The sequence below is a fragment of the Halopseudomonas sp. L-58 genome (assembly GCF_056859475.1).
Genome location: NZ_JBSXON010000057.1, coordinates 20,846 through 40,932, shown reverse-complemented (window position 1 = coordinate 40,932; position 20,087 = coordinate 20,846). Strand labels below are relative to the sequence as shown.

Annotated in this window: 16 protein-coding genes and 3 tRNA genes; 14 read left to right on the top strand and 5 right to left on the bottom strand. The window is 60.1% G+C overall.

What is annotated here, in order from left to right; genetic code table 11:
* Window positions 1-84 precede the first annotated feature (84 nt).
* Complete coding sequence (locus AC13EY_RS08855; protein ID WP_228246909.1) at window positions 85-1,446, top strand: spinster family MFS transporter; 1,362 nt, start codon at window positions 85-87, stop codon at window positions 1,444-1,446.
* Window positions 1,447-1,540: 94 nt separating this feature from the next.
* On the opposite strand, the gene pabB is transcribed toward AC13EY_RS08855, so the two are convergent.
* From pabB to rloB, 3 genes are read right to left on the bottom strand one after another with little or no spacing between them, the layout of a single operon-like run.
* The gene (gene pabB / locus AC13EY_RS08850; RefSeq protein ID WP_228246910.1) at window positions 1,541-2,899 is read right to left on the bottom strand and encodes an aminodeoxychorismate synthase component I; all 1,359 of its coding nucleotides are present in this window, start codon (window positions 2,897-2,899) and stop codon (window positions 1,541-1,543) included.
* Window positions 2,896-3,909, bottom strand: a complete 1,014-nt coding sequence (locus tag AC13EY_RS08845; protein ID WP_088274009.1) for an alpha-L-glutamate ligase-like protein — start codon at window positions 3,907-3,909, stop codon at window positions 2,896-2,898. Before AC13EY_RS08845 ends, pabB begins: the two co-directional genes overlap by 4 nt.
* A 9-nt stretch (window positions 3,910-3,918) precedes the next feature.
* On the bottom strand, window positions 3,919-5,445 hold the full coding sequence (rloB, locus tag AC13EY_RS08840; protein WP_228246911.1) for an osmotic stress tolerance membrane protein RloB: 1,527 nt from the start codon (window positions 5,443-5,445) through the stop codon (window positions 3,919-3,921).
* Between the two features lie 301 nt (window positions 5,446-5,746).
* On the opposite strand from rloB, the gene AC13EY_RS08835 reads away from it, so the two are divergent.
* From AC13EY_RS08835 to AC13EY_RS08810, 6 genes are all read left to right on the top strand, one after another.
* Window positions 5,747-6,454, top strand: coding sequence for a GntR family transcriptional regulator (locus tag AC13EY_RS08835; protein ID WP_228246912.1), 708 nt, complete (start codon window positions 5,747-5,749; stop codon window positions 6,452-6,454).
* A complete protein-coding gene (gene prpB, locus AC13EY_RS08830) occupies window positions 6,454-7,338 on the top strand; it encodes a methylisocitrate lyase (RefSeq protein WP_228246913.1) in 885 nt (294 codons plus the stop codon). Before AC13EY_RS08835 ends, prpB begins: the two co-directional genes overlap by 1 nt.
* A 71-nt stretch (window positions 7,339-7,409) precedes the next feature.
* On the top strand, window positions 7,410-8,567 hold the full coding sequence (gene prpC, locus AC13EY_RS08825; RefSeq protein WP_482876011.1) for a bifunctional 2-methylcitrate synthase/citrate synthase: 1,158 nt from the start codon (window positions 7,410-7,412) through the stop codon (window positions 8,565-8,567).
* 1 nt (window position 8,568) lies between these two features.
* Window positions 8,569-11,178, top strand: a complete 2,610-nt coding sequence (gene acnD, locus AC13EY_RS08820) for a Fe/S-dependent 2-methylisocitrate dehydratase AcnD (RefSeq protein WP_482876009.1) — start codon at window positions 8,569-8,571, stop codon at window positions 11,176-11,178.
* Window positions 11,179-11,228: 50 nt separating this feature from the next.
* Window positions 11,229-12,416 carry a 2-methylaconitate cis-trans isomerase PrpF gene (prpF, locus tag AC13EY_RS08815; protein WP_482876007.1) on the top strand — a complete coding sequence of 396 codons (1,188 nt, stop codon included), beginning with the start codon at window positions 11,229-11,231 and terminating at the stop codon, window positions 12,414-12,416.
* A gap of 61 nt (window positions 12,417-12,477) precedes the next feature.
* Window positions 12,478-12,957 carry an SDR family NAD(P)-dependent oxidoreductase gene (locus AC13EY_RS08810; RefSeq protein WP_482876005.1) on the top strand — a complete coding sequence of 160 codons (480 nt, stop codon included), beginning with the start codon at window positions 12,478-12,480 and terminating at the stop codon, window positions 12,955-12,957.
* Between the two features lie 103 nt (window positions 12,958-13,060).
* On the opposite strand, the gene AC13EY_RS08805 is transcribed toward AC13EY_RS08810, so the two are convergent.
* Window positions 13,061-14,005 carry an IS5 family transposase gene (locus AC13EY_RS08805; RefSeq protein ID WP_088476352.1) on the bottom strand — a complete coding sequence of 315 codons (945 nt, stop codon included), beginning with the start codon at window positions 14,003-14,005 and terminating at the stop codon, window positions 13,061-13,063.
* A gap of 59 nt (window positions 14,006-14,064) precedes the next feature.
* Between AC13EY_RS08805 and AC13EY_RS08800 the strand changes: the two genes are divergently transcribed.
* The gene (locus AC13EY_RS08800; protein WP_482890409.1) at window positions 14,065-14,427 is read left to right on the top strand and encodes an SDR family oxidoreductase; all 363 of its coding nucleotides are present in this window, start codon (window positions 14,065-14,067) and stop codon (window positions 14,425-14,427) included.
* A 67-nt stretch (window positions 14,428-14,494) separates the two neighbouring features.
* Here the strand turns inward: AC13EY_RS08800 and folD are convergent, their stop codons facing one another.
* Entirely contained in the window at window positions 14,495-15,349 is an 855-nt protein-coding gene (gene folD / locus AC13EY_RS08795) for a bifunctional methylenetetrahydrofolate dehydrogenase/methenyltetrahydrofolate cyclohydrolase FolD (protein WP_482876043.1), read from the bottom strand.
* A gap of 326 nt (window positions 15,350-15,675) precedes the next feature.
* On the opposite strand from folD, the gene AC13EY_RS08790 reads away from it, so the two are divergent.
* The 6 genes from AC13EY_RS08790 to clpX all read left to right on the top strand — a co-directional run bounded on the left by AC13EY_RS08790 (window position 15,676) and on the right by clpX (window position 19,940).
* Window positions 15,676-15,752: transfer RNA gene (locus AC13EY_RS08790), tRNA-Arg, on the top strand.
* Window positions 15,753-15,788: 36 nt separating this feature from the next.
* Window positions 15,789-15,864, top strand: a tRNA-His gene (locus AC13EY_RS08785).
* 55 nt (window positions 15,865-15,919) lie between these two features.
* A tRNA-Leu gene (locus AC13EY_RS08780) sits at window positions 15,920-16,004 on the top strand.
* Window positions 16,005-16,424: 420 nt separating this feature from the next.
* Window positions 16,425-17,771, top strand: a complete 1,347-nt coding sequence (gene tig, locus AC13EY_RS08775; protein WP_482876045.1) for a trigger factor — start codon at window positions 16,425-16,427, stop codon at window positions 17,769-17,771.
* 87 nt (window positions 17,772-17,858) lie between these two features.
* On the top strand, window positions 17,859-18,500 hold the full coding sequence (gene clpP / locus AC13EY_RS08770; protein ID WP_088274019.1) for an ATP-dependent Clp endopeptidase proteolytic subunit ClpP: 642 nt from the start codon (window positions 17,859-17,861) through the stop codon (window positions 18,498-18,500).
* A gap of 156 nt (window positions 18,501-18,656) precedes the next feature.
* Window positions 18,657-19,940, top strand: a complete 1,284-nt coding sequence (clpX, locus tag AC13EY_RS08765) for an ATP-dependent Clp protease ATP-binding subunit ClpX (RefSeq protein WP_088274020.1) — start codon at window positions 18,657-18,659, stop codon at window positions 19,938-19,940.
* Window positions 19,941-20,087 lie beyond the last annotated feature (147 nt).

Genomic DNA, 20,087 nt, shown 5'->3' with positions numbered 1-20,087 from the left:
CGGACAGACTCATTGTTAAGCCCGTTCCAGACGGCTTTTGCCCGCAGCAGAGCGGGGCGCTACAACAACAAAAGAGGTCAGCCCATGCAGCAGCCACAACAAGCCAGAAATGCCTGGCGTGTGCTCTTCCTTCTGTTCCTGGCGAACATGTTCAACTTTTTCGACCGCACCATCCCGGCGATCATTATTGAGCCGCTGCGCATGGAGTGGGATCTGAGTGATTTTCAGCTCGGCCTGGGCGGTACGGCCTTTACGGTCATCTATGCGCTGGCCGGCATTCAGCTCGGTCGCATGGCTGACGTCGGCTCGCGCCGCAAGATCATGGGCTGGGGCCTGGCGGTCTGGAGCGGTTTTACTGCGCTGACCGGTGCTGCCTGGAACTTCTGGAGCTTCCTGATCATTCGCATGGGTGTCGGCGTGGGCGAGGCAAGCTATGCACCTGCGGCAAATTCGCTGATTGGTGACCTGTTCCCGGCGCACAAGCGTGCCCGCGCCATGGGTATTTTCATGCTGGGCCTGCCGCTTGGGCTGCTGCTGGCGTTCTTTACGGTTGGCGCCATGGTCGAGGCATTCGATAGCTGGCGTGCGCCGTTCTACATTGCTGCTGTCCCGGGCCTTGTGCTGGCGGTCTTCGTGTTCATGATCAAGGAGCCTGCCCGTGGCGCTGCCGAGGTGGTCAAGACCAGCGCGGCACCGGTCGACAAGCCGATGCGCAAGATATTCGCGGTGCGTACCTTCTGGTGGCTGACGCTGGCCGGGCTGGCCTACAACTTTGCATCCTACGCCTGCAACTCGTTCATGGTGCCGATGCTGCAACGGTACTTTCACCTGTCGTTGCAGCAGGCCGCGGTGTCCACCGGCATCATCGTGGGTGTGACGGGCTTGATCGGTCTGGTCACCGGTGGCTGGATTGCCGACAAGGTTCATCAGCGCTGGGCAACCGGGCGACTGATGTTCGGCGCGATCAGCATGCTGATCTCCGCGCTCGCCACCGGTTATGCGTTGCTGCAGGATGAGATTGCGATTGGTGTGTTTATCACTGTGTTCTCGATCGGCTGGCTCTTTTCCTATAACTACTTCACCAGCGTTTACACCGCCATTCAGGACGTGATCGAGCCGCGTCTGCGTGGCACGGCGGTGGCCCTGTTCTTCGCCTGTCTGTATCTGCTCGGCGGTGGCATGGGGCCGGTTGTGGTCGGCCTGCTGTCAGATCAGTTTGCCGAGGCGGCCCGGGTCGCGGCCGGCGCTGCGGAGATGAACGAGCTGTTCAAGGCGCAGGGGCTGCATGACGCCATGATCTCTATTCCGGTTGCGCTGCTGGCGGCTATGGCAGCGCTGCTGATGGGCGCGCGCTCCTTCGTTGCGGACAGCAAACGGATGGAGGCGTCAATGGCAGCCGATGCACAGCTGATCGACGAGGCTGATACTGCTGCAGCACCGGCGTGAAGCTGGTGCTGCACTTGCTGTCGCAGTGAGGGCAGGGCAGGGGCCGCTCCCCCGGCTTGCCTGAACCGCGCACGGTGTTACCTGGGCAAGCTTATCAGGTGTAACTGTCGTGCCCGGGCTGCAGGGCATCGAGCAGGTTGCCAACCTTGGTGAGGGTTTCCTGGTATTCGGCGTCCAGTTCGGAGTCGGCAACGACGCCGCCGCCGCCCCAGCAGTAGATGCTGCCCTCGTGGCACACCAGGCTGCGAATGGCGATATTGAAATCCATCTGGCCTTCGCAGCCAAGGTAGCCAACACTGCCGCAATACAGGCTGCGACGCACCGGTTCCAGCTCCTCGATAATCTGCATGGCGCGAATCTTCGGCGCGCCGGTGATCGACCCGCCGGGGAAGGCGCGCATCAGCAGGTCGATGGCATCGCTGTCACTGCGCAGGCGGCCGGTGATACTGCTGACCAGATGGTGCACGTTGGGATAGCTTTCCAGGCTGAACAGCTCAGGTACCCGAATGCTGCCGGGCTCGCAGCTGCGCCCGAGATCGTTGCGCAGCAGGTCGACGATCATAAGGTTCTCCGCCCGGTCCTTTTCGCAGCGCTGCAGTTCTTCGGCCAGCGCTTGATCCAGCTGCGGCGTGCTGCCCCGCGGCCGCGTACCCTTGATCGGCCGCGTCTCGACCCGGCCGTTCTGAACTTCGATAAAGCGCTCGGGCGACAGGCTAAGCAGCGTGCCGCCAGCCATTTCCAGATAGGCAGAGAAAGGCGTTGGGCTGCGCTCGCGCAGCGCGCAATAGGCGCTGAGCGGATCGCCCTGGTAACGGCTGCTGAACCGTTGGGCCAGGTTGATCTGATAACAGTCACCGGCCTGAATGTAATCCTGAACCCGGGCGAAGGCCTCAGCGTACTGTGACTTGCCTTGTTCGGCCGCGAAAGGCTCGCATAGCGAGAACGCTTGCCTGGGCGCCGCGTGGCTGTCCAATTGCCTGAGCAGCGCCTGCTGCCGTGCGCTGGGTACCTGGGGATGACAGACCAGCCAGCAGCGTTGAAGCTGATGGTCGCTGACTACGCTCCAGTCATAGAGGCCGAAACTGAGGTCCGGCAGAGCAATGTCGTGCCGTGCGAGGCAGCGCAGGGACTCCAGCTGGCGACCGTAGTCATAGGCCAGGTAACCGACCAGCCCCGCGCCGAACGGCAAACGCAGGTCGCCGGGCCAGCGGGCCGGACCCAGTTGTTGCAGGGCTGCACGCAGGTGCTGTTGCACCTGTGCAGCGGGCTGGTCATCGATGATCTGCAGCAGCGGGCCTGCGCAAAGGATGCTGTAGCGACCGAGCTGGTTGCGCCGGTCCGCCGAGTCGAGCAGCACCGGCGCGCCAAGGGCGCGCACGGACTCAAGCCGGGGGATCGGATCAGCCTGGTAGGGCAGCTCGTGCAGCCGATACGCGGGAGTGTCTCCGGTCATGCGGTGCCGGCGTTCGCCTCGTCGCTGGACATCGGCGCATTGGGCAGCTTGCCGAAGTGCTTCTGGGAAAACGCAACGCGCTCTTCAACGGATTCCTCGCGGCCTTCCTTCTTCAATTGGGCGAGATGCCGCTCGACGATGTGCGCGCGGGTAGTCAGGCCGGCATCGTTGGCGATCTGAATGTTCAGGCCGGGTCGGGCGTTGAGCTCCAGAATCAGCGGACCCTTGTCCTGATCCAGCACCAGATCCACGCCGATGTAGCCCAGGCCCGACAGCTCATAGCAGGACGCCGCCAGACGCATGAAGCCGTTCCAGTCCGGCAGCTGCACGCCGTCCACCTCGTTGGTGGTGTCCGGGTGCTTGCTGATGATCTTGTTCAGCCAGGTACCCTTGAGGGTGATGCCGGTTGCCAGATCGACCCCCACACCGATGGCGCCCTGGTGCAGGTTGGCCTTGCCGTTCGATTGCCGGGTCGGCAGTCGCAGCATGGCCATGACCGGGTAGCCCATCAGGCAGATGATGCGAATGTCCGGCACACCTTCGTAGCTGATGCTCTTGAAGATCTGGTCCGGGGTAACGCGGTATTCGATCAGCACACGGTCGCGGTGACCGCCGAGCGAGTAAAGCCCGGACAGGATGCTGGAGATGTGATGGCCGATTTCATCGCGGCTGATGATCTTGCCGCCGACGGTCTTGTACATGCCCTCGAAGCGGTCGGCGATGACGATGATGCCGTCGCCGCCTGCGCCCTGCGCCGGTTTGATCACGAAGTCGCGATGATTGGCAACGATACTGTCGAACTTGTCGAAGTCTTTCTCGGTTTCGATGATGCCGTACAGCTCCGGCACGTGAATGCCGGCGGCGATGGCGCGCTCCTTGGTCAGGATCTTGTCGTCCACCACCGGGTACAGGTGCCGCTTGTTGTACTTGAGCACGTAATCGGCGTTACGCCGGTTGATGCCCATCACACCGGCGTCGGATAGCGCTTTCCAGGTTTTCCAGAAAAACATGTCGGCTCCTCAGCTCTTGATCAGCGCCTTGAAGCGCATCAGCTCGGTGAGGCGGTAACCGCGGTAGCGACCCATTGCCAGCATGAAGGCCACCAGAATCAGCAGCACAGCCGGGAAGGTGAAGACGAAGTAGGTCAGCTCCGGAATGGTCATCAGCAGATGCGCCAGGGTTGCGGCAATCAGGGTGCCTACGGCTGCCTTCAGCGACTGCGCACCACCGCGCTCTTCCCAGGTGATGGACAGGCGCTCGATGGTCATGGTCAGAATCACCATCGGGAACAGCGACACGGCCAGTGCCTTTTCCAGCCCCAGCTTGTGGCTGAACAGACTGATTGCAGCGATGACCAGCACCACGAAGGTCAGTACCACGGACAGGCGCGGCAGCATCTGCAGCTTGAGGTGTTCAAGATAGGAGCGCAGCGACAGGCCCAGGGCGGTGATCAGGGTAAACAGCGCGATACCCCAGCCCAGCTCGGTTTCACGGAAGGCGAGGGCGATCAGCACCGGCGTGAATGTGCCCAGTGTCTGCATGCCGATCAGGTTGCGCAGAATCAGAATCACCAGCACGCCGACCGGGATCATGATCATGACCTGATAAACCCGCTGGGATTGCAGCGGCAGGCCATACAGCGAGTATTCGAGCAGCGCCGATGCGCTGTTCTGGGTGGTCAGCTTGGCCAGGCGCAGGGCGTTCATCTCACTGTTGCTGACAGTAAGGGTCACGTTAGCCTGACGACCGCCTTCCAGGGCCAGCAGCGGATCACTGCCGGTCCACCAGACCAGGCGGTTATCGGGAATACCCTGTTGCCCGGTTTCCGGGTGGAAATACAGCCAGCGCTCGCCGTTGTAGCTGCGCAGCCAGAGTTCAGGCGTCTGGGCTTCGGTGTTTTCCAGGCGGATGGTGTGTACCAGCTCCAGCGGGATGCGCGCGTTGGACAGCAGCAGATCGATGACCCGGGCCTTGTCCATTGCGCTGGTGCCACCGGCCAGCAGCAGCTTGACGTTATCGTCGGTGATGTCGTTGACGCGGCGAATGGTTTCGCTGATGAACGTCTCGATATCCGCCGAGTGCTGGCGAATCGGGTTGATCAGCGCGTCAGCTGCGACCTGTTCCGGCCCTTCCAGCTGGACCGGTTGAGGTGTTGGCGGCGGCGCGGCCTTGGCCTGCTCTTCGCTGTAGCGCTTGGTCAGCACCAGACGGTAGTAGAGCGTCTGGGTGCCGCTGGCACGGCGAGAGGACCAGGTAACCCGACGGTTGCCCTTCTGGTTGTTGATGCTCACGCCGTAGTTGTTGGAGATAAAGCTCTCATTCAGGCTGACGTACTCCTGATCGAGCGGCGGAATGAAAAACTGCGCCTTGATCGGTGTGCCGGGAGCAGCGCGAAACTCTACTTTCGCATCGAGGCTCCAGATATCGTCGGTTTCATCCTCGGTAACCGGAATATCAAGGACATAGATCTGGTAACCGGTAATGAGTACGCCGAGGGCAACCAGCGTGGCGATCAGGATTTTCAGGTGCAGATTTATTGATTGCATAGTTATCTCAACAACTGTTGTAGGGCGGCCTGTCTGTAGGGCACTCCGGCAGGCGCGGCAGGCTGGCGGCATCTTAGCATGCGCGCACGGCCGCTCGTAGATACCCCCGGCCCCCTTTTTTTGCGGCCTCTGGCAGACCTTTATTAAAGCCTCGGGTTCCGTCGGATTGTTGGCAGGATTCCGACGAAACCGTCAATTGAGCATAGTTCAACCCGGATAACTTGGCGGATTGTTGACAATCCGTTGTTTTGGGGCGCAAAATTCAATCCGTTTTCAACTTGGTAAACAGGATTGTAGACAATTGACTGAGGCGACCCTTGAGGGGCCTGCACAAACGCTGTCAGATGGAGCGTTCGAGCGTATCCAGGCGGCGATCGTAAAGGGCGAGATAGCCCCGGGCACCCGTATCAGCGAACAGTATCTGTCCACGACCTTTGGTATTGGTCGCGGGCCGTTGCGTGAGGCGATTCGCCGGCTTGAGGGGCGTCGTCTGGTGGTACGCATTCCCCATGCCGGGGTGCGGGTCGTGTCTCTCGACTACGCTGAACTGATTGAGCTGTATCACGTTCGTGAAGCGCTGGAGGGCATGGCCTGCCGACTGGCCGCGCAGAACATGACCGATGACGAGATTGCCGCGCTGCGCGATGTGCTTGCCATGCATGAGCAACATAGCGGGCTCAAGGCCAACAAGTCCTACTATCAGCAGGAAGGCGATCTGGATATCCACTATCTGATCGTGCAGGGCAGCAAGAACCGCACCCTGAGTCACATGCTCTGCGATGAGCTCTATCAACTGGTGCGCATGTACCGCTACCGCTTCTCGACCACCCCCAAACGGCCGAAGCAGGCCTTTGCCGAACACCACAATATTATTCAGGCCATCGCCGACCGCGATGGCGAGCTGGCGGAAATGCTGATGCGCCGTCATATCAGCGCATCACGCCGCAACATCGAGCGTCGACTGCAGGAGCAGGGCGATGCTGTCACTTCCTCAGGAGGAACAGTCTGATGTCGAAAACCCCGGGTAAACGTTTCCGCGAAGCACTTGCTGCCGAAAGTCCGCTGCAGGTTATTGGTGCGATCAATGCCAACCACGCGCTGCTGGCCAAGCGTGCCGGCTTCCAGGCTATCTACCTGTCAGGTGGCGGTGTGGCTGCCGGCTCCCTGGGTCTGCCGGATCTGGGTATCAATACTCTGGAAGACGTGCTGATCGACGTGCGTCGCATCACTGACGTCTGCGACCTGCCGCTGCTGGTCGACATCGACACCGGCTTTGGCCCGAGCGCGTTCAACATCGAGCGTACCGTCAAGAGCCTGATCAAGGCCGGCGCTGCTGCTGCCCACATCGAAGACCAGGTTGGTGCCAAGCGCTGCGGTCACCGCCCGGGCAAGGAAATCGTCTCCACTGAAGAGATGGTTAACCGTATCAAGGCGGCAGTCGATGCCAGGACCGATCCGGACTTCTTCCTGATTGCCCGTACCGACGCCATTCAGGCTGAAGGTGTGGATGCGGCGATCGAGCGCTGCAAGGCCTATGTTGAGGCCGGTGCCGACGGCATCTTCGCTGAAGCCGCCTACGATCTGCCCACCTACGAGCGTTTCGTTAAAGAGCTGAACGTGCCGATCCTGGCCAACATCACCGAGTTCGGTGCCACTCCGCTGTTTACCCGTGAAGAGCTGGCCTCGGTTGGCGTTGCCATTCAGCTGTACCCGCTGTCTGCCTTCCGCGCTGCCAACAAGGCTGCCGAGAATGTGTACAACGCCATTCGTACCGAAGGCCATCAGCAGAACGTGATCGACACCATGCAGACCCGTGCCGAGCTGTACGATCGCATCGGTTATCACGCGTTCGAGCAGAAGCTCGACGCCCTGTTTGCTGCCGGCAAGAAGTAAATCCCGGTATTGGCCCTGCTCAGGCGGGGCCGTCATTCATCTATAAGAACGATCCGTGAGGAGACCAACGCATGACGTCCAACACCGAGACCCCGACTTTCAAGCCGAAGAAGTCTGTTGCCCTGAGCGGCACGGCTGCCGGCAACACCGCGCTGTGCACCGTTGGTCGCAGCGGTAACGATCTGCACTACCGTGGCTACGATATCCTGGATGTCGCCACCACCTGCGAATTCGAAGAAATCGCCCACCTGCTGGTGCACGGCAAGCTGCCGACCATCGCCGAGCTGAATGGCTACAAGGCCAAGCTGAAAGCTCTGCGCGGCCTGCCGGCTGCGGTCATGGCTGCCCTCGAGCAACTGCCGCCGTCTGCCCACCCGATGGATGTGATGCGTACCGGTGTGTCCGTTCTGGGCTGTGTGTCCCCCGAGAAGGACGATCACAACCACCCGGGTGCGCGTGATATTGCCGACAAGCTGATGGCTTCTTTTGGCTCCATGCTGCTGTACTGGTACCACTTCAGCCACAACGGCAAGCGCATCGACGTCGAGACCGACGACGACTCCATCGGCGGTCACTTCCTGCACCTGCTGCACGGTGAGAAGCCGCGTGAGTCCTGGGTGCGCGCGATGCACACCAGCCTCAACCTGTACGCCGAGCACGAGTTCAACGCCTCTACCTTTACCAGCCGTGTGATCGCCGGTACCGGCTCCGACATGCATTCATGCATCGCCGGTGCGATTGGCGCACTGCGTGGTCCGAAGCACGGCGGCGCCAACGAAGTCGCCTTCGAGATTCAGAAGCGCTACGACAACCCGGATGAGGCTGAGGCCGACATCCGCGCCCGTGTCGAGAAGAAGGAAGTTGTGATCGGCTTCGGTCACCCGGTTTACACCGTCTCCGACCCGCGCAACAAGGTGATCAAGGAAGTCGCTCGCCAGCTGTCTGCCGAGCAGAGCAACACCAAGATGTATGACATCGCCGAGCGTCTGGAAAGCGTGATGTGGGAAATCAAGAAGATGTTCCCCAACCTCGACTGGTTCAGCGCCGTGAGCTACCACATGATGGGCGTGCCCACCGCGATGTTCACGCCGCTGTTCGTGATTGCCCGTACCGCTGGCTGGTCCAGCCACGTGATCGAGCAACGTATCGACGGCAAGATTATTCGTCCGAGCGCCAACTACGTTGGCCCAGAAGATGTGCCGTTCGTGGCACTCAAGGATCGCAAGTAAGATGAACACCCAATTCCGCAAAGCCCTGCCGGGTACCCAGCTGGATTACTTCGACGCCAAAGCGGCGGTTGAAGCGATCCAGGCCGGTGCCTGGGCCAAGCTGCCCTATACCTCCCGCGTGCTGGCTGAACAGCTGGTACGTCGCTGCGATCCGGCGGACCTGACCGCCTCGCTGGAGCAGCTGGTTTACCGCAAGCGCGATCTGGACTTCCCCTGGTATCCGGCGCGCGTCGTGTGCCACGACATTCTCGGTCAAACCGCGCTGGTCGATCTGGCTGGTCTGCGTGACGCCATCGCCGAGAAGGGTGGTGACCCGTCCAAGGTCAACCCGGTGGTACCGACCCAGCTGATCGTTGACCACTCGCTGGCCGTTGAAGCGCCCGGTTTCGACCCGGATGCGTTCGAGAAGAACCGCGCCATCGAAGATCGTCGCAACGAAGACCGCTTCCACTTTATCGAGTGGACCAAGACCGCGTTCAAGAACGTCGACGTGATCCCGGCCGGTAACGGCATCATGCACCAGATCAACCTGGAGAAGATGAGCCCGGTGATTCAGGCGCGTGAAGGCGTGGCCTTCCCCGACACCTGCGTTGGTACTGACTCGCACACGCCGCACGTTGACGCCCTGGGCGTGATCGCTATCGGTGTGGGGGGTCTGGAAGCCGAAACCGTGATGTTGGGTCACCCGTCGATGATGCGCCTGCCCGATATCGTCGGTGTCGAGCTGACCGGCAAGCGTCAGCCGGGTATCACCGCGACCGACATCGTTCTGGCGCTGACCGAGTTCCTGCGCCAGGAGCGGGTGGTTGGTGCCTACGTCGAGTTCTTCGGCGAGGGTGCAGACAGCCTGACCATCGGCGACCGTGCGACCATCTCCAACATGTGCCCGGAGTACGGTGCCACCGCTTCGATGTTCTACATCGACGGCCAGACCATCGACTACCTCAAGCTGACCGGTCGCGAGCCCGAGCAGGTGGCACTGGTCGAGACCTATGCCAAGGAGCTGGGTCTGTGGAGTGATGCGCTGAAGACCGCCGAGTACGAGCGCGTGCTGCGCTTCGATCTGGGCACCGTCGTGCGTAACATGGCTGGCCCGTCAAACCCGCACCGTCGCCTGCCGACCTCGGCACTGGCCGAGCGTGGCATTTCCGACGAAGCCAAGTGGGAAGCCGGCAAGGGTGAAGAAGCCCAGGGCCTGATGCCCGATGGCGCGGTGATCATCGCCGCCATCACCAGCTGCACCAACACCTCCAACCCGCGCAACGTCGTGGCCGCCGGTCTGCTGGCCAAGAAAGCCAACGACCTGGGTCTGGTCCGCAAGCCGTGGGTGAAAACGTCCTTCGCGCCGGGTTCCAAGGTTGCCAAGCTGTATCTGGAAGAAGCAGGTCTGCTGCCGGAGCTGGAGAAGCTGGGCTTCGGTATCGTTGCCTACGCCTGCACCACCTGTAACGGTATGTCCGGTGCGCTGGATCCGAAGATCCAGCAGGAAATCATCGACCGTGACCTGTACGCCACTGCGGTGCTGTCCGGTAACCGTAACTTCGACGGCCGTATCCACCCGTACGCCAAACAGGCGTTCCTGGCGTCGCCGCCGCTGGTTGTGGCTTACGCCATCGCCGGTACCGTGCGTTTCGACATCGAGCAGGACGTGCTGGGTACCGACAAGGACGGCAATCCGGTCACCCTGAAAGACCTGTGGCCGAGCGACGAAGAGATCGACGCCATCGTGGCCTCCAGCGTCAAGCCGGAGCAGTTCCGCCAGATCTACATCCCGATGTTCGATCTGGGCAGCGTGCAGGAAGCCGAAAGCCCGCTGTACGACTGGCGCCCGATGTCGACCTACATCCGTCGTCCGCCGTACTGGGAAGGCGCACTGGCTGGTGAGCGCACGCTCAAGGGCATGCGTCCGCTGGCGATCCTGCCGGACAACATCACCACCGATCACCTGTCGCCGTCCAACGCGATTCTGATGGACTCGGCGGCGGGTGAGTACCTGCACAAGATGGGCCTGCCGGAAGAGGACTTCAACTCCTACGCGACACACCGTGGTGACCACCTGACTGCGCAGCGCGCGACCTTCGCCAACCCGCAACTGGTCAACGAAATGGCCGTGGTGGATGGTCGGGTGAAGAAGGGCTCGCTGGCCCGTGTTGAGCCGGAAGGCCAGGTCATGCGCATGTGGGAAGCGATCGAAACCTACATGAACCGCAAGCAGAACCTGATCATCATCGCCGGTGCCGACTACGGTCAGGGCTCGTCCCGTGACTGGGCGGCCAAGGGCGTGCGTCTGGCCGGTGTGGAAGTAATCGTGGCCGAAGGCTTCGAGCGCATTCACCGTACCAACCTGGTGGGCATGGGCGTGCTGCCGGTTGAGTTCAAGCCGGGTACTACCCGCCTGACGCTGGGCCTGGACGGTACCGAGACCTATGACATCAAGGGTGAAGTATCGCCGCGCTGCGATCTGACCCTGGTGATCAATCGCCGCAATGGTGAGGTGGTAGAGGTGCCGGTCACCTGCCGTCTGGATACCGCTGCCGATGTCAGCGTGTACAAGGCTGGCGGCGTGCTGCAGCGCTTCGCCAAGGACTTCCTTGAGTCAGAGCAAGGTTGATCCAGTACCGGGGCGCTTGCGCCCCGGTGTTCTTTTCAGGAGACGTTTTCATGGCTCATGCAGCCCAAGTCAAAATTCCCGCTACCTACATTCGTGGCGGTACCAGTAAAGGCGTGTTTTTCCGTCTGCAGGATCTGCCCGAGCGCTGTCAGCTGCCGGGCGAGGCGCGTGACAACCTGTTCATGCGCGTGATCGGCAGCCCCGATCCCTACAGTGCGCACATCGACGGCATGGGCGGCGCCACCTCGTCGACCTCCAAGTGCGTGATTCTGTCGAAAAGCAGCCAGCCCGAACACGACGTCGATTACCTGTACGGTCAGGTCTCGATCGACAGCGCGTTTGTGGACTGGAGCGGCAACTGCGGCAACCTGTCGACTGCAGCAGGCGCCTTTGCCATTCACGCGGGTCTGGTTGACTCGGCGCGGATTCCGGATAACGGCATCTGTGTGGTCCGCATCTGGCAAGCCAATATCCAGAAGACCATCATCGCCCATGTGCCGATCACCAACGGTGAAGTGCAGGAAACCGGTGATTTCGAGCTGGATGGCGTGACCTTCCCGGCGGCTGAAATCGTGCTGGAGTTCCTTGATCCGTCCGACGACGGCGAAGAGGGCGGCTCGATGTTCCCCACCGGCAATCTGGTCGACGATCTCGAAGTGCCCGGTGTCGGCACCTTCAAGGCGACCATGATCACCGCAGGTATCCCGACGGTGTTCGTCAATGCCGAAGACATCGGCTACCAGGGTACCGAGCTGCGCGAAGACATCAACAGCGATCCGGCCCAGCTGGCACGCTTTGAGCAGATTCGCATCGCCGGCGCGCTGCGTATGGGGCTGATCAAAACCCCGGAAGAAGCCGCCAAGCGTCAGCACACGCCGAAGATTGCCTTCGTGTCGCCGCCCAAGACCTATCAGGCTTCCAGTGGCAAGCAGATCGAGGCGTCTGATGTTGATCTGCTGGTGCGCGCCCTGTCCATGGGCAAACTGCACCACGCCATGATGGGCACCTGTGCGGTCGCCATCGGCACTGCGGCGGCGATCCCCGGTACGCTGGTCAATCTGGCTGCCGGTGGTGGCGAGCGCGAAGCCGTGCGCTTTGGTCATCCGTCCGGATCGCTGCGCGTTGGCGCTGAAGCCAAACAGGTCGATGGCCAGTGGGTCGTCACCAAAGCCATCATGAGCCGCAGCGCGCGGATCCTGATGGAAGGCAGCGTCCGGGTACCCGGCGACGCGTTCTGATGTGCTGAACTGTGCCGCGTGCTAGGCTCGCTTGACTCTGGTAACGCGGTGGAGCAATTGCATGAATCTGAATCTGTCGGGCCGGCGTGCGCTGGTCTGTGGTGCAAGTCAGGGGCTGGGCGAGGCCTGTGCCCGTCAATTGGCCGAACAGGGCGCAGAGGTGGTATTGCTGGCCCGTTCGCTCGACAAGTTGCAGTCGGTACGCGATAGCCTGGCAACCGGGCACGGGCAGGGCCATAGTGTACTGGCGGTTGACGCCCACGATCGCGCGGCGCTGACACGCGCGCTGGTCAACGAACTGGAGCGGGGTGGGGTCATCCACATCTGGCTCAACAACACCGGTGGCCCGGCGCCCGGGCGCGCCAGCGATGCCGAGCCCGACGCCTATGCCGCAGCACTCACGCAGCATATGGTGCACGCGCAGGTCATCCTCAGGCACCTGTTGCCGGGTATGCGCGAAGCCGGTTACGGGCGCATCCTCAATGTGCTGTCTACCTCAGTTAAGGAAGGTCTGAATAAATGCTGCATTTCGCCAATCTAGACATTGGCCGGCAAAAAACGTGAATTTCAGGCAGCACTTCCTCATTATTTGTCTGTTTTTAGCCCATTTCCCGCCATATCGGCGCAAAACAGGCACAATTACCCTACGCCGATAGATATTTCTCGCCCATCAGCAGGTTGCTGAACGCTGCCAGCAAGTACAAACGATTGGTGTTCTTGGCCAGGCCGCGATAGCGGACTTTGCTGTAACCAAAGACCTGCTTGATGTACCGGAAGGGGTGCTCCACTTTGGCACGAATGCTGGCTTTGATTTTCTCAGCTTTCAGATTGTTGGCGCTCAGCGTCTTGCGAGTACCCGGACGCTTGGCGATGTGCCAGTCAACATCTTTACGTTGCTTATGCTCGTCCCGTTTCTGAATGCCAAGATACCCCGCATCCCCGAACACACGCTGCTCGTCGCCATGTAACAGATTGCCGGAAGGCACAATATCGTGAACATTGGCAGCCGTAGTGTCTATGCTATGAATCAGCCCAAGGGTGTCATCGACACCAATGTGCATTTTCATGCCGAAGTGCCATTGATTACCTTTCTTGGTCTGGTGCATTTCCGGGTCACGCTGACCACTGTTGTTCTTGGTGGAACTCGGAGCAGAGATGATGGTGGCATCAACAATACTGCCTTCACGCAGCATCAGACCATTCTTCTCCAGGTGTTTGTTCACCTCTTTGAACAGTGCCTTGCCGAGTCCGTGTTGCTCCAGAAAATGCCGGAAATTGAGGATGGTCGTTTCGTCGGGCAAGCGGTCCAGCTTCAAACCTGCGAAGCTACGCATCGACTGAATTTCGTATAGTGCATCTTCCATTGCCGGATCACTGAGGTTGTAGAACAGCTGCATAAAATGAACACGGAGCATGGCAGGCAGCGGATACGGAGGCCGGCCGTTCTCGCCTTTGGGGTAGTATCGGGCCACCTTCTTCTCCAGCTTCTGCCACGGAATCAGCTTGTCCATGCGCTCCAGAAAAATCTCACGGCGAGTTTTGCGCTTCTTGGTTTGGTACTCTGCTTCGGAGAAGGTGATCTGATCCATGGCAGCAACGAATCCTACAGGTTTTGTGATGGGCGTATTATCGCCGATTTCGGGGAGTTATTCAGACCTTCCTTAAGCAACCGCTGGCCAATCTGGGTGTATCCAACACGGTGCGGGCTGCTGTCGCCAACTGGGCCAAAACCCTGGCGTCGGAGCTGGGCGCCGATGGCATTACCGTCAACAACGTGCTGCCCGGGCTGACACAAACCCCCAGACTGGACAGCCTGATTGCCAACACTGCTGCACGCAGCGAGCGGTCGGAAGAGCAGGTTGCCAAGGCCATGGCGGCCAGCGTGCCGGTAGGGCGTTTTGCCGAGCCGGCCGAGTTTGCCAATGCCGTCGGCTTTCTCGCCTCGCCAGCGGCTGCCTATATTAACGGCATCAATCTGCCGGTGGATGGTGGCATGACCGGTTCGCTCTGACCGTATGCACGAAAACAAAAACGCCCGGCACTGGCCGGGCGTTTTTGTGTCTGCGGCAGCAGTCTGCTCAGCTGTGCAGGTGCGCGCAGGCGTGCAGGGTGTTTTCCAGCAGGCAGGCACGGGTCATCGGGCCTACACCGCCCGGCACCGGCGTGATCCAGCTGGCGCGCTCGGCGGCCGGGCCGAACTCCACGTCGCCAACCAGGCGGCCGTCGTCCATGCGGTTGATACCCACATCAATCACGATCGCGCCCGGTTTGATCCACTCGCCCTTTACCAGTCCGGGCTTGCCGGCGGCAACCACGACCAGGTCGGAGCGGCGAATGTGGTCTTCCAGATTCTTGGTAAAGCGGTGAGTCACAGTAGTGGTGCAGCCGGCCAGCAGCAGCTCCAGCGCCATGGGGCGACCGACGATATTGGAGGCGCCAACGACGGTTGCGTCCATGCCGTACAGGTCGGCACCGGTGCTCTTGAGCAACTGCACGATACCCATCGGTGTGCAGGGACGCAGCAGCGGCATACGCTGGGCCAGGCGGCCGATGTTGTAGGGGTGGAAGCCGTCCACGTCTTTATCGGGGCGGATGCGCTCCAGCAGCTGGGAGGCCTCCAGGTGAGCCGGCAGCGGCAGCTGGACAAGAATGCCGTCGATGTCCGGATCGTCGTTCAGGTGGTCGATCAGGTCGAGCAGCTCCTGCTGGCTGGTGGTCGCCGGCAGGTCATGCGAACGGGACAGGAACCCGACTTCTTCGCAGTCCTTGCGCTTGTGCGAAACATAGACCTGGGAGGCCGGGTCGCTGCCGACCAGAATGACAGCCAGGCCCGGCAGACGCAGACCGTTTTGCTTGCGTTCGGCAACTTTACTGGCGATTTCCTTGCGGAGGTTGGCGGCAATCTGCTTGCCATCAATGAGTTGGGCGTTCATGGGGTTCCTGACGCAGAAAAAAGTGGCGCTATTGTGGCATGCCGGACCCCGCGGAAAAAGGGTGAGCAGGGCAGGTTGTCGGAAAACCCCGAAGACTGTGCTGAATTGTCATGCGGCTATTGATGGTGAGTGCAGGGAATCAGGATAACTTCCTCATGTGATTAAATTTTTTTGTTCTGAGCGTTGACGTGGTGGGCCTCGCTAAGTATTATTCGCCCCGCTTCACAAACACAGCGACACCGGTTTGGAAGGCGACCAGGCAGCACCGAATTAGCGTCACAAGTTGATTCGGAATCTCAGTCCTAACGGGCGAAAGAATGCACAGGGCGCCCGTAGCTCAGCTGGATAGAGCATCCGCCTTCTAAGCGGATGGTCGCAGGTTCGAGTCCTGCCGGGCGTGCCATTAAGGCAAGGCTGTGTGGTCGAGAAGCATGTAGTGGTGGGCGTAGCTCAGTTGGTAGAGCACAGGATTGTGACTCCTGTTGTCGTGGGTTCGATCCCCATCGTCCACCCCACTTATTCAAGAAAATGCCAGGCTCTGCCTGGCGTTTTCGTTTGAAGCGCTGCAAAGCGGACGTGGTGAAATTGGTAGACACACCAGATTTAGGTTCTGGCGCCGCGAGGTGTGAGAGTTCGAGTCTCTCCGTCCGCACCATCTTTTAGTCGGATTGATGCATGTCCGATGGCTTCAGCAAAAACCGCCTCGCAAGGGCGGTTTTTTGGTTTCTGGCGTTCGCGGATTTCGCTCACTTCTTTTTGGCTGCTTTTATTCCCTGCTTGGGTTTTTCGTGAGTGCCGTAAGCACAGGCAAGCAGGGCCATGGTTGTGAGCGGGGTTGCGAGGGCGCCCATTGCGCAGGTCTCCTTGCTAGGGTTCGATGCCGTGAGGCGGGTCGCTTGAGCAAGGCGAGCGAGCGGTCCGTTTTTTCGGAAATGGGGCCTTGATGGTGAGTGGGCAGGCGTTGTTTGGCGCTTTGTCGTTGCGGTGATGACTTCTGCCATTCAAGCGACTAGAATGTCGTCCCTTTGGAATCTACCAATAACCATTTTCTTTGTCTGTTGAACGAGGACTATCCATGCAAGTTTCGGTTGAAACCACTTCCGGCCTCGAGCGCCGTATGACCGTAGGCATTCCTGCCGATCGTATTGAAAACGAGGTCAACAAGCGTCTGCAGCAGACCGCCAAGCGCGCCCGCGTTGATGGTTTCCGTCCTGGCAAGGTGCCGATGAGTGTTATCCGCAAGCGCTTCGGTGCTTCCGCTCATCAGGAAGTTATCGGCGAAGTGATCCAGTCCTCTTTCTACGAAGCCATCATGCAGGAAAAGCTGAACCCGGCCGGTGCGCCGAGCGTTGAGCCCAAGAGCATGGAAGCGGGCAAGGATTTCGAATACGTTGCGACCTTCGAAGTCTACCCGGAAGTCACTCTGGCCGGTTTCGAGGCTATCAGCGTTGAACGTCCCGAGTCCGAAGTGACCGAAGCTGATGTCGACACCATGCTGGAAACCCTGCGCAAGCAGAACACCCGCTTTGAAGCGGTTGAGCGTGCTGCCGAGAACGGTGATCAGGTCACTATCGACTTCGTTGGCAAGATCGACGGCGAAGCATTCCAGGGCGGCACTGCCAATGGCTCCAATCTGGTTCTGGGTTCCGGCCGCATGATTCCGGGCTTTGAAGAGGGCCTGGTCGGTGCCAAGGCAGGCGACAGCCTGACCCTGAAGGTCACCTTCCCTGAGGATTATCAGAACCTGGATCTGGCCGGTAAGGCCGCCGAGTTCGAAACGACCGTTCAAGCCGTTGCTGCGCCGGCTCTGCCGGAACTGAACGACGAGTTCTTCGCCCAGTTCGGTGTGAACGAAGGTGGTCTGGAAGGCTTCCGCGCCGAAGTTCGCAAGAACATGGAGCGTGAGCTGCGTCAGGCGATCAAGACCAAGGTCAAGGGCCAGGTCATGGACGGTCTGCTGAAGACCAACACCGTTGAGGTGCCGAAGGCGCTGATCAGCAACGAGATCGATCGTCTGCGCGAGCAGGCTGTTCAGCAGTTTGGCGGCGCCAACATCCAGGCCAGCCAGCTGCCGGCCGAGCTGTTCGAAGAGCAGGCCAAGCGTCGCGTCAGCCTGGGTCTGATCGTGGCTGAAGTGGTCAAGCAAAACGACATCAAGCCGGACAACGATCGCGTTCGCGCCATGGTTGAAGAGCTGGCCTCTGCTTACCAGGAGCCGGAGCAGGTCATCAACTGGTACTACCAGAATGAGCAGCAGCTGGGTGAAATCCAGTCGGTTGTGCTGGAAGAACAAGTCGTGGATACTGTGCTGCAGAAGGCGCAAGTGACTGATAAGAAAGTCGCTTATGAGGAGGCCGTGAAGCCGGCACAACCTGCTCAGGTTGAAGCTGGTGAGGCCGAGGAAGCTAAAGCAGACGAGTAATTCGCTGCTGCTTTCCGTCAACGCAAGCCAGCCTTCGGGCTGGCTTGTGTGTTTTTGCGACTAGCACATTCGGAGTGACAGGAATCCATGACCCAAAACAGCTTTATGCAGTTGCCCCCAGACGTGAAGGCCGCAGGCGGTCTGGTCCCGATGGTGATCGAGCAGTCTGCTCGGGGCGAACGTTCCTATGACATTTATTCGCGGCTGCTGAAAGAGCGCGTCATCTTCCTCGTGGGTCAGGTGGAAGACTACATGGCCAACCTGGTCGTGGCGCAGCTGCTGTTCCTTGAATCGGAAAATCCCGACAAGGACATCCATCTGTACATCAACTCTCCGGGCGGTTCCGTGACGGCTGGCATGGCGATCTACGACACCATGCAGTTCATCAAGCCGAACGTCAGCACCCTGTGCATTGGTCAGGCGTGCAGCATGGGTGCACTGTTGCTGGCTGGCGGCGCTGCCGGCAAGCGCTTCTGCCTGCCGCACGCGCGGATGATGATTCACCAGCCGCTGGGCGGTTTCCAGGGTCAGGCGTCTGACATCGAGATCCATGCCCGCGAGATCCTGTTCATTCGCGAGCGCCTGAACAAGGTGCTGGCGGACCATACCGGTCAGCCGCTGGACGTGATTGCCCGCGACACCGATCGTGATCGCTTCATGAGTGGTGCCGAGGCGGTCGAGTACGGTCTCATCGACCAGGTTCTGGAGTCGCGCGCCGGCGCCGAGTAAACGCTGTTTAACGCCGGCTTGCCCTGTGCTCCGTGTCCCTCCCTGAGGCTGGCGCGGGGCCGTGTGGCCGGTGCAAGTTGATCGGATCGCACTTGCAAAGTAGGGCCAATGCCCCCATCTTTGTATTCGAGAGCGATTCAAGAGTAGGGGTTTTCGATGACCGATATGACTGGGAAGGGCGACGACAACGGCAAGTTGCTGTATTGCTCCTTCTGCGGCAAGAGCCAGCATGAAGTGCGCAAGCTGATTGCCGGCCCCTCCGTGTTTATCTGCGATGAGTGCGTTGATCTGTGCAACGACATTATTCGCGAGGAAGTACAGGAAAGTCAGACCGAGAGCAGTCAGCAGAAGCTGCCGACGCCGGTCGAAATCTGCTCGATTCTGGACCAGTACGTGATTGGTCAGCAGCGGGCCAAGAAAGTGTTGTCTGTTGCGGTCTACAACCACTACAAGCGGCTTAATCAGCGTCAGGGTAAAGACGACGTCGAGCTGGGCAAGAGCAACATCCTGCTCATCGGCCCGACCGGTTCCGGCAAGACGCTGCTGGCCGAGACGCTCGCGCGCCTGTTGAACGTGCCGTTCACCATTGCCGACGCCACAACACTGACCGAAGCCGGTTACGTTGGTGAAGATGTCGAGAACATCATTCAGAAGCTGCTGCAAAAGTGTGATTACGATGTCGAGAAGGCCCAGATGGGTATTGTCTACATCGACGAAATCGACAAGATTTCGCGCAAGTCCGATAACCCGTCCATCACGCGTGACGTGTCGGGTGAAGGTGTTCAGCAGGCGCTGCTGAAGCTGATCGAAGGTACTGTTGCGTCCGTCCCGCCGCAAGGTGGACGCAAGCATCCGCAGCAGGAGTTTTTGCAGGTAGATACCCGCAACATCCTGTTTATCTGCGGTGGTGCGTTTGCCGGGCTGGAAAAGGTCATCCGTGATCGCTCCGAGAAGAGCGGTATCGGCTTCAATGCAACCGTTCGCAGCAAGGACGGCGGCAAGAAGGTCGGGGATACCCTGAAAGATGTTGAGCCGGACGATCTGGTGCGTTTCGGTCTGATCCCCGAGTTCGTTGGTCGTCTGCCGGTCATCGCAACGCTGAACGAGCTGGATGAAGAGGCATTGATCCAGATTCTGACAGAGCCGAAGAACGCGCTGACCAAACAGTATGCGCGCCTGTTCGACATGGAAGGTGTTGAGCTGGAGTTCCGTAACGATGCGCTGAAGGCAATCGCCTCCCGTGCGCTGGAACGCAAGACTGGCGCCCGTGGCCTGCGCTCCATTCTGGAGAGCGTGCTGCTGGAAACCATGTATGAAATCCCCTCTGCTGAAAACGTCAGCAAGGTGGTCATCGATGAAAACGTCATCAGCGGCGACGCCAAGCCGTTGCTGATCTACGAAACACCGGAACAGCCGCCCAAGGCCGTGCCGGAAGACTGATCGTCGATGCTGCAGCGCCGCCCTCGGGCGGCGTTGTTGTTTTCGGGTTGCGGTTCTGCAACCGGATTGTCATTGATGCCGTTTCCGCGCTTGTAATTTTCCGCAGCAGCCCCCATGTTGAATCCATGACATCTACACGTATCGGTG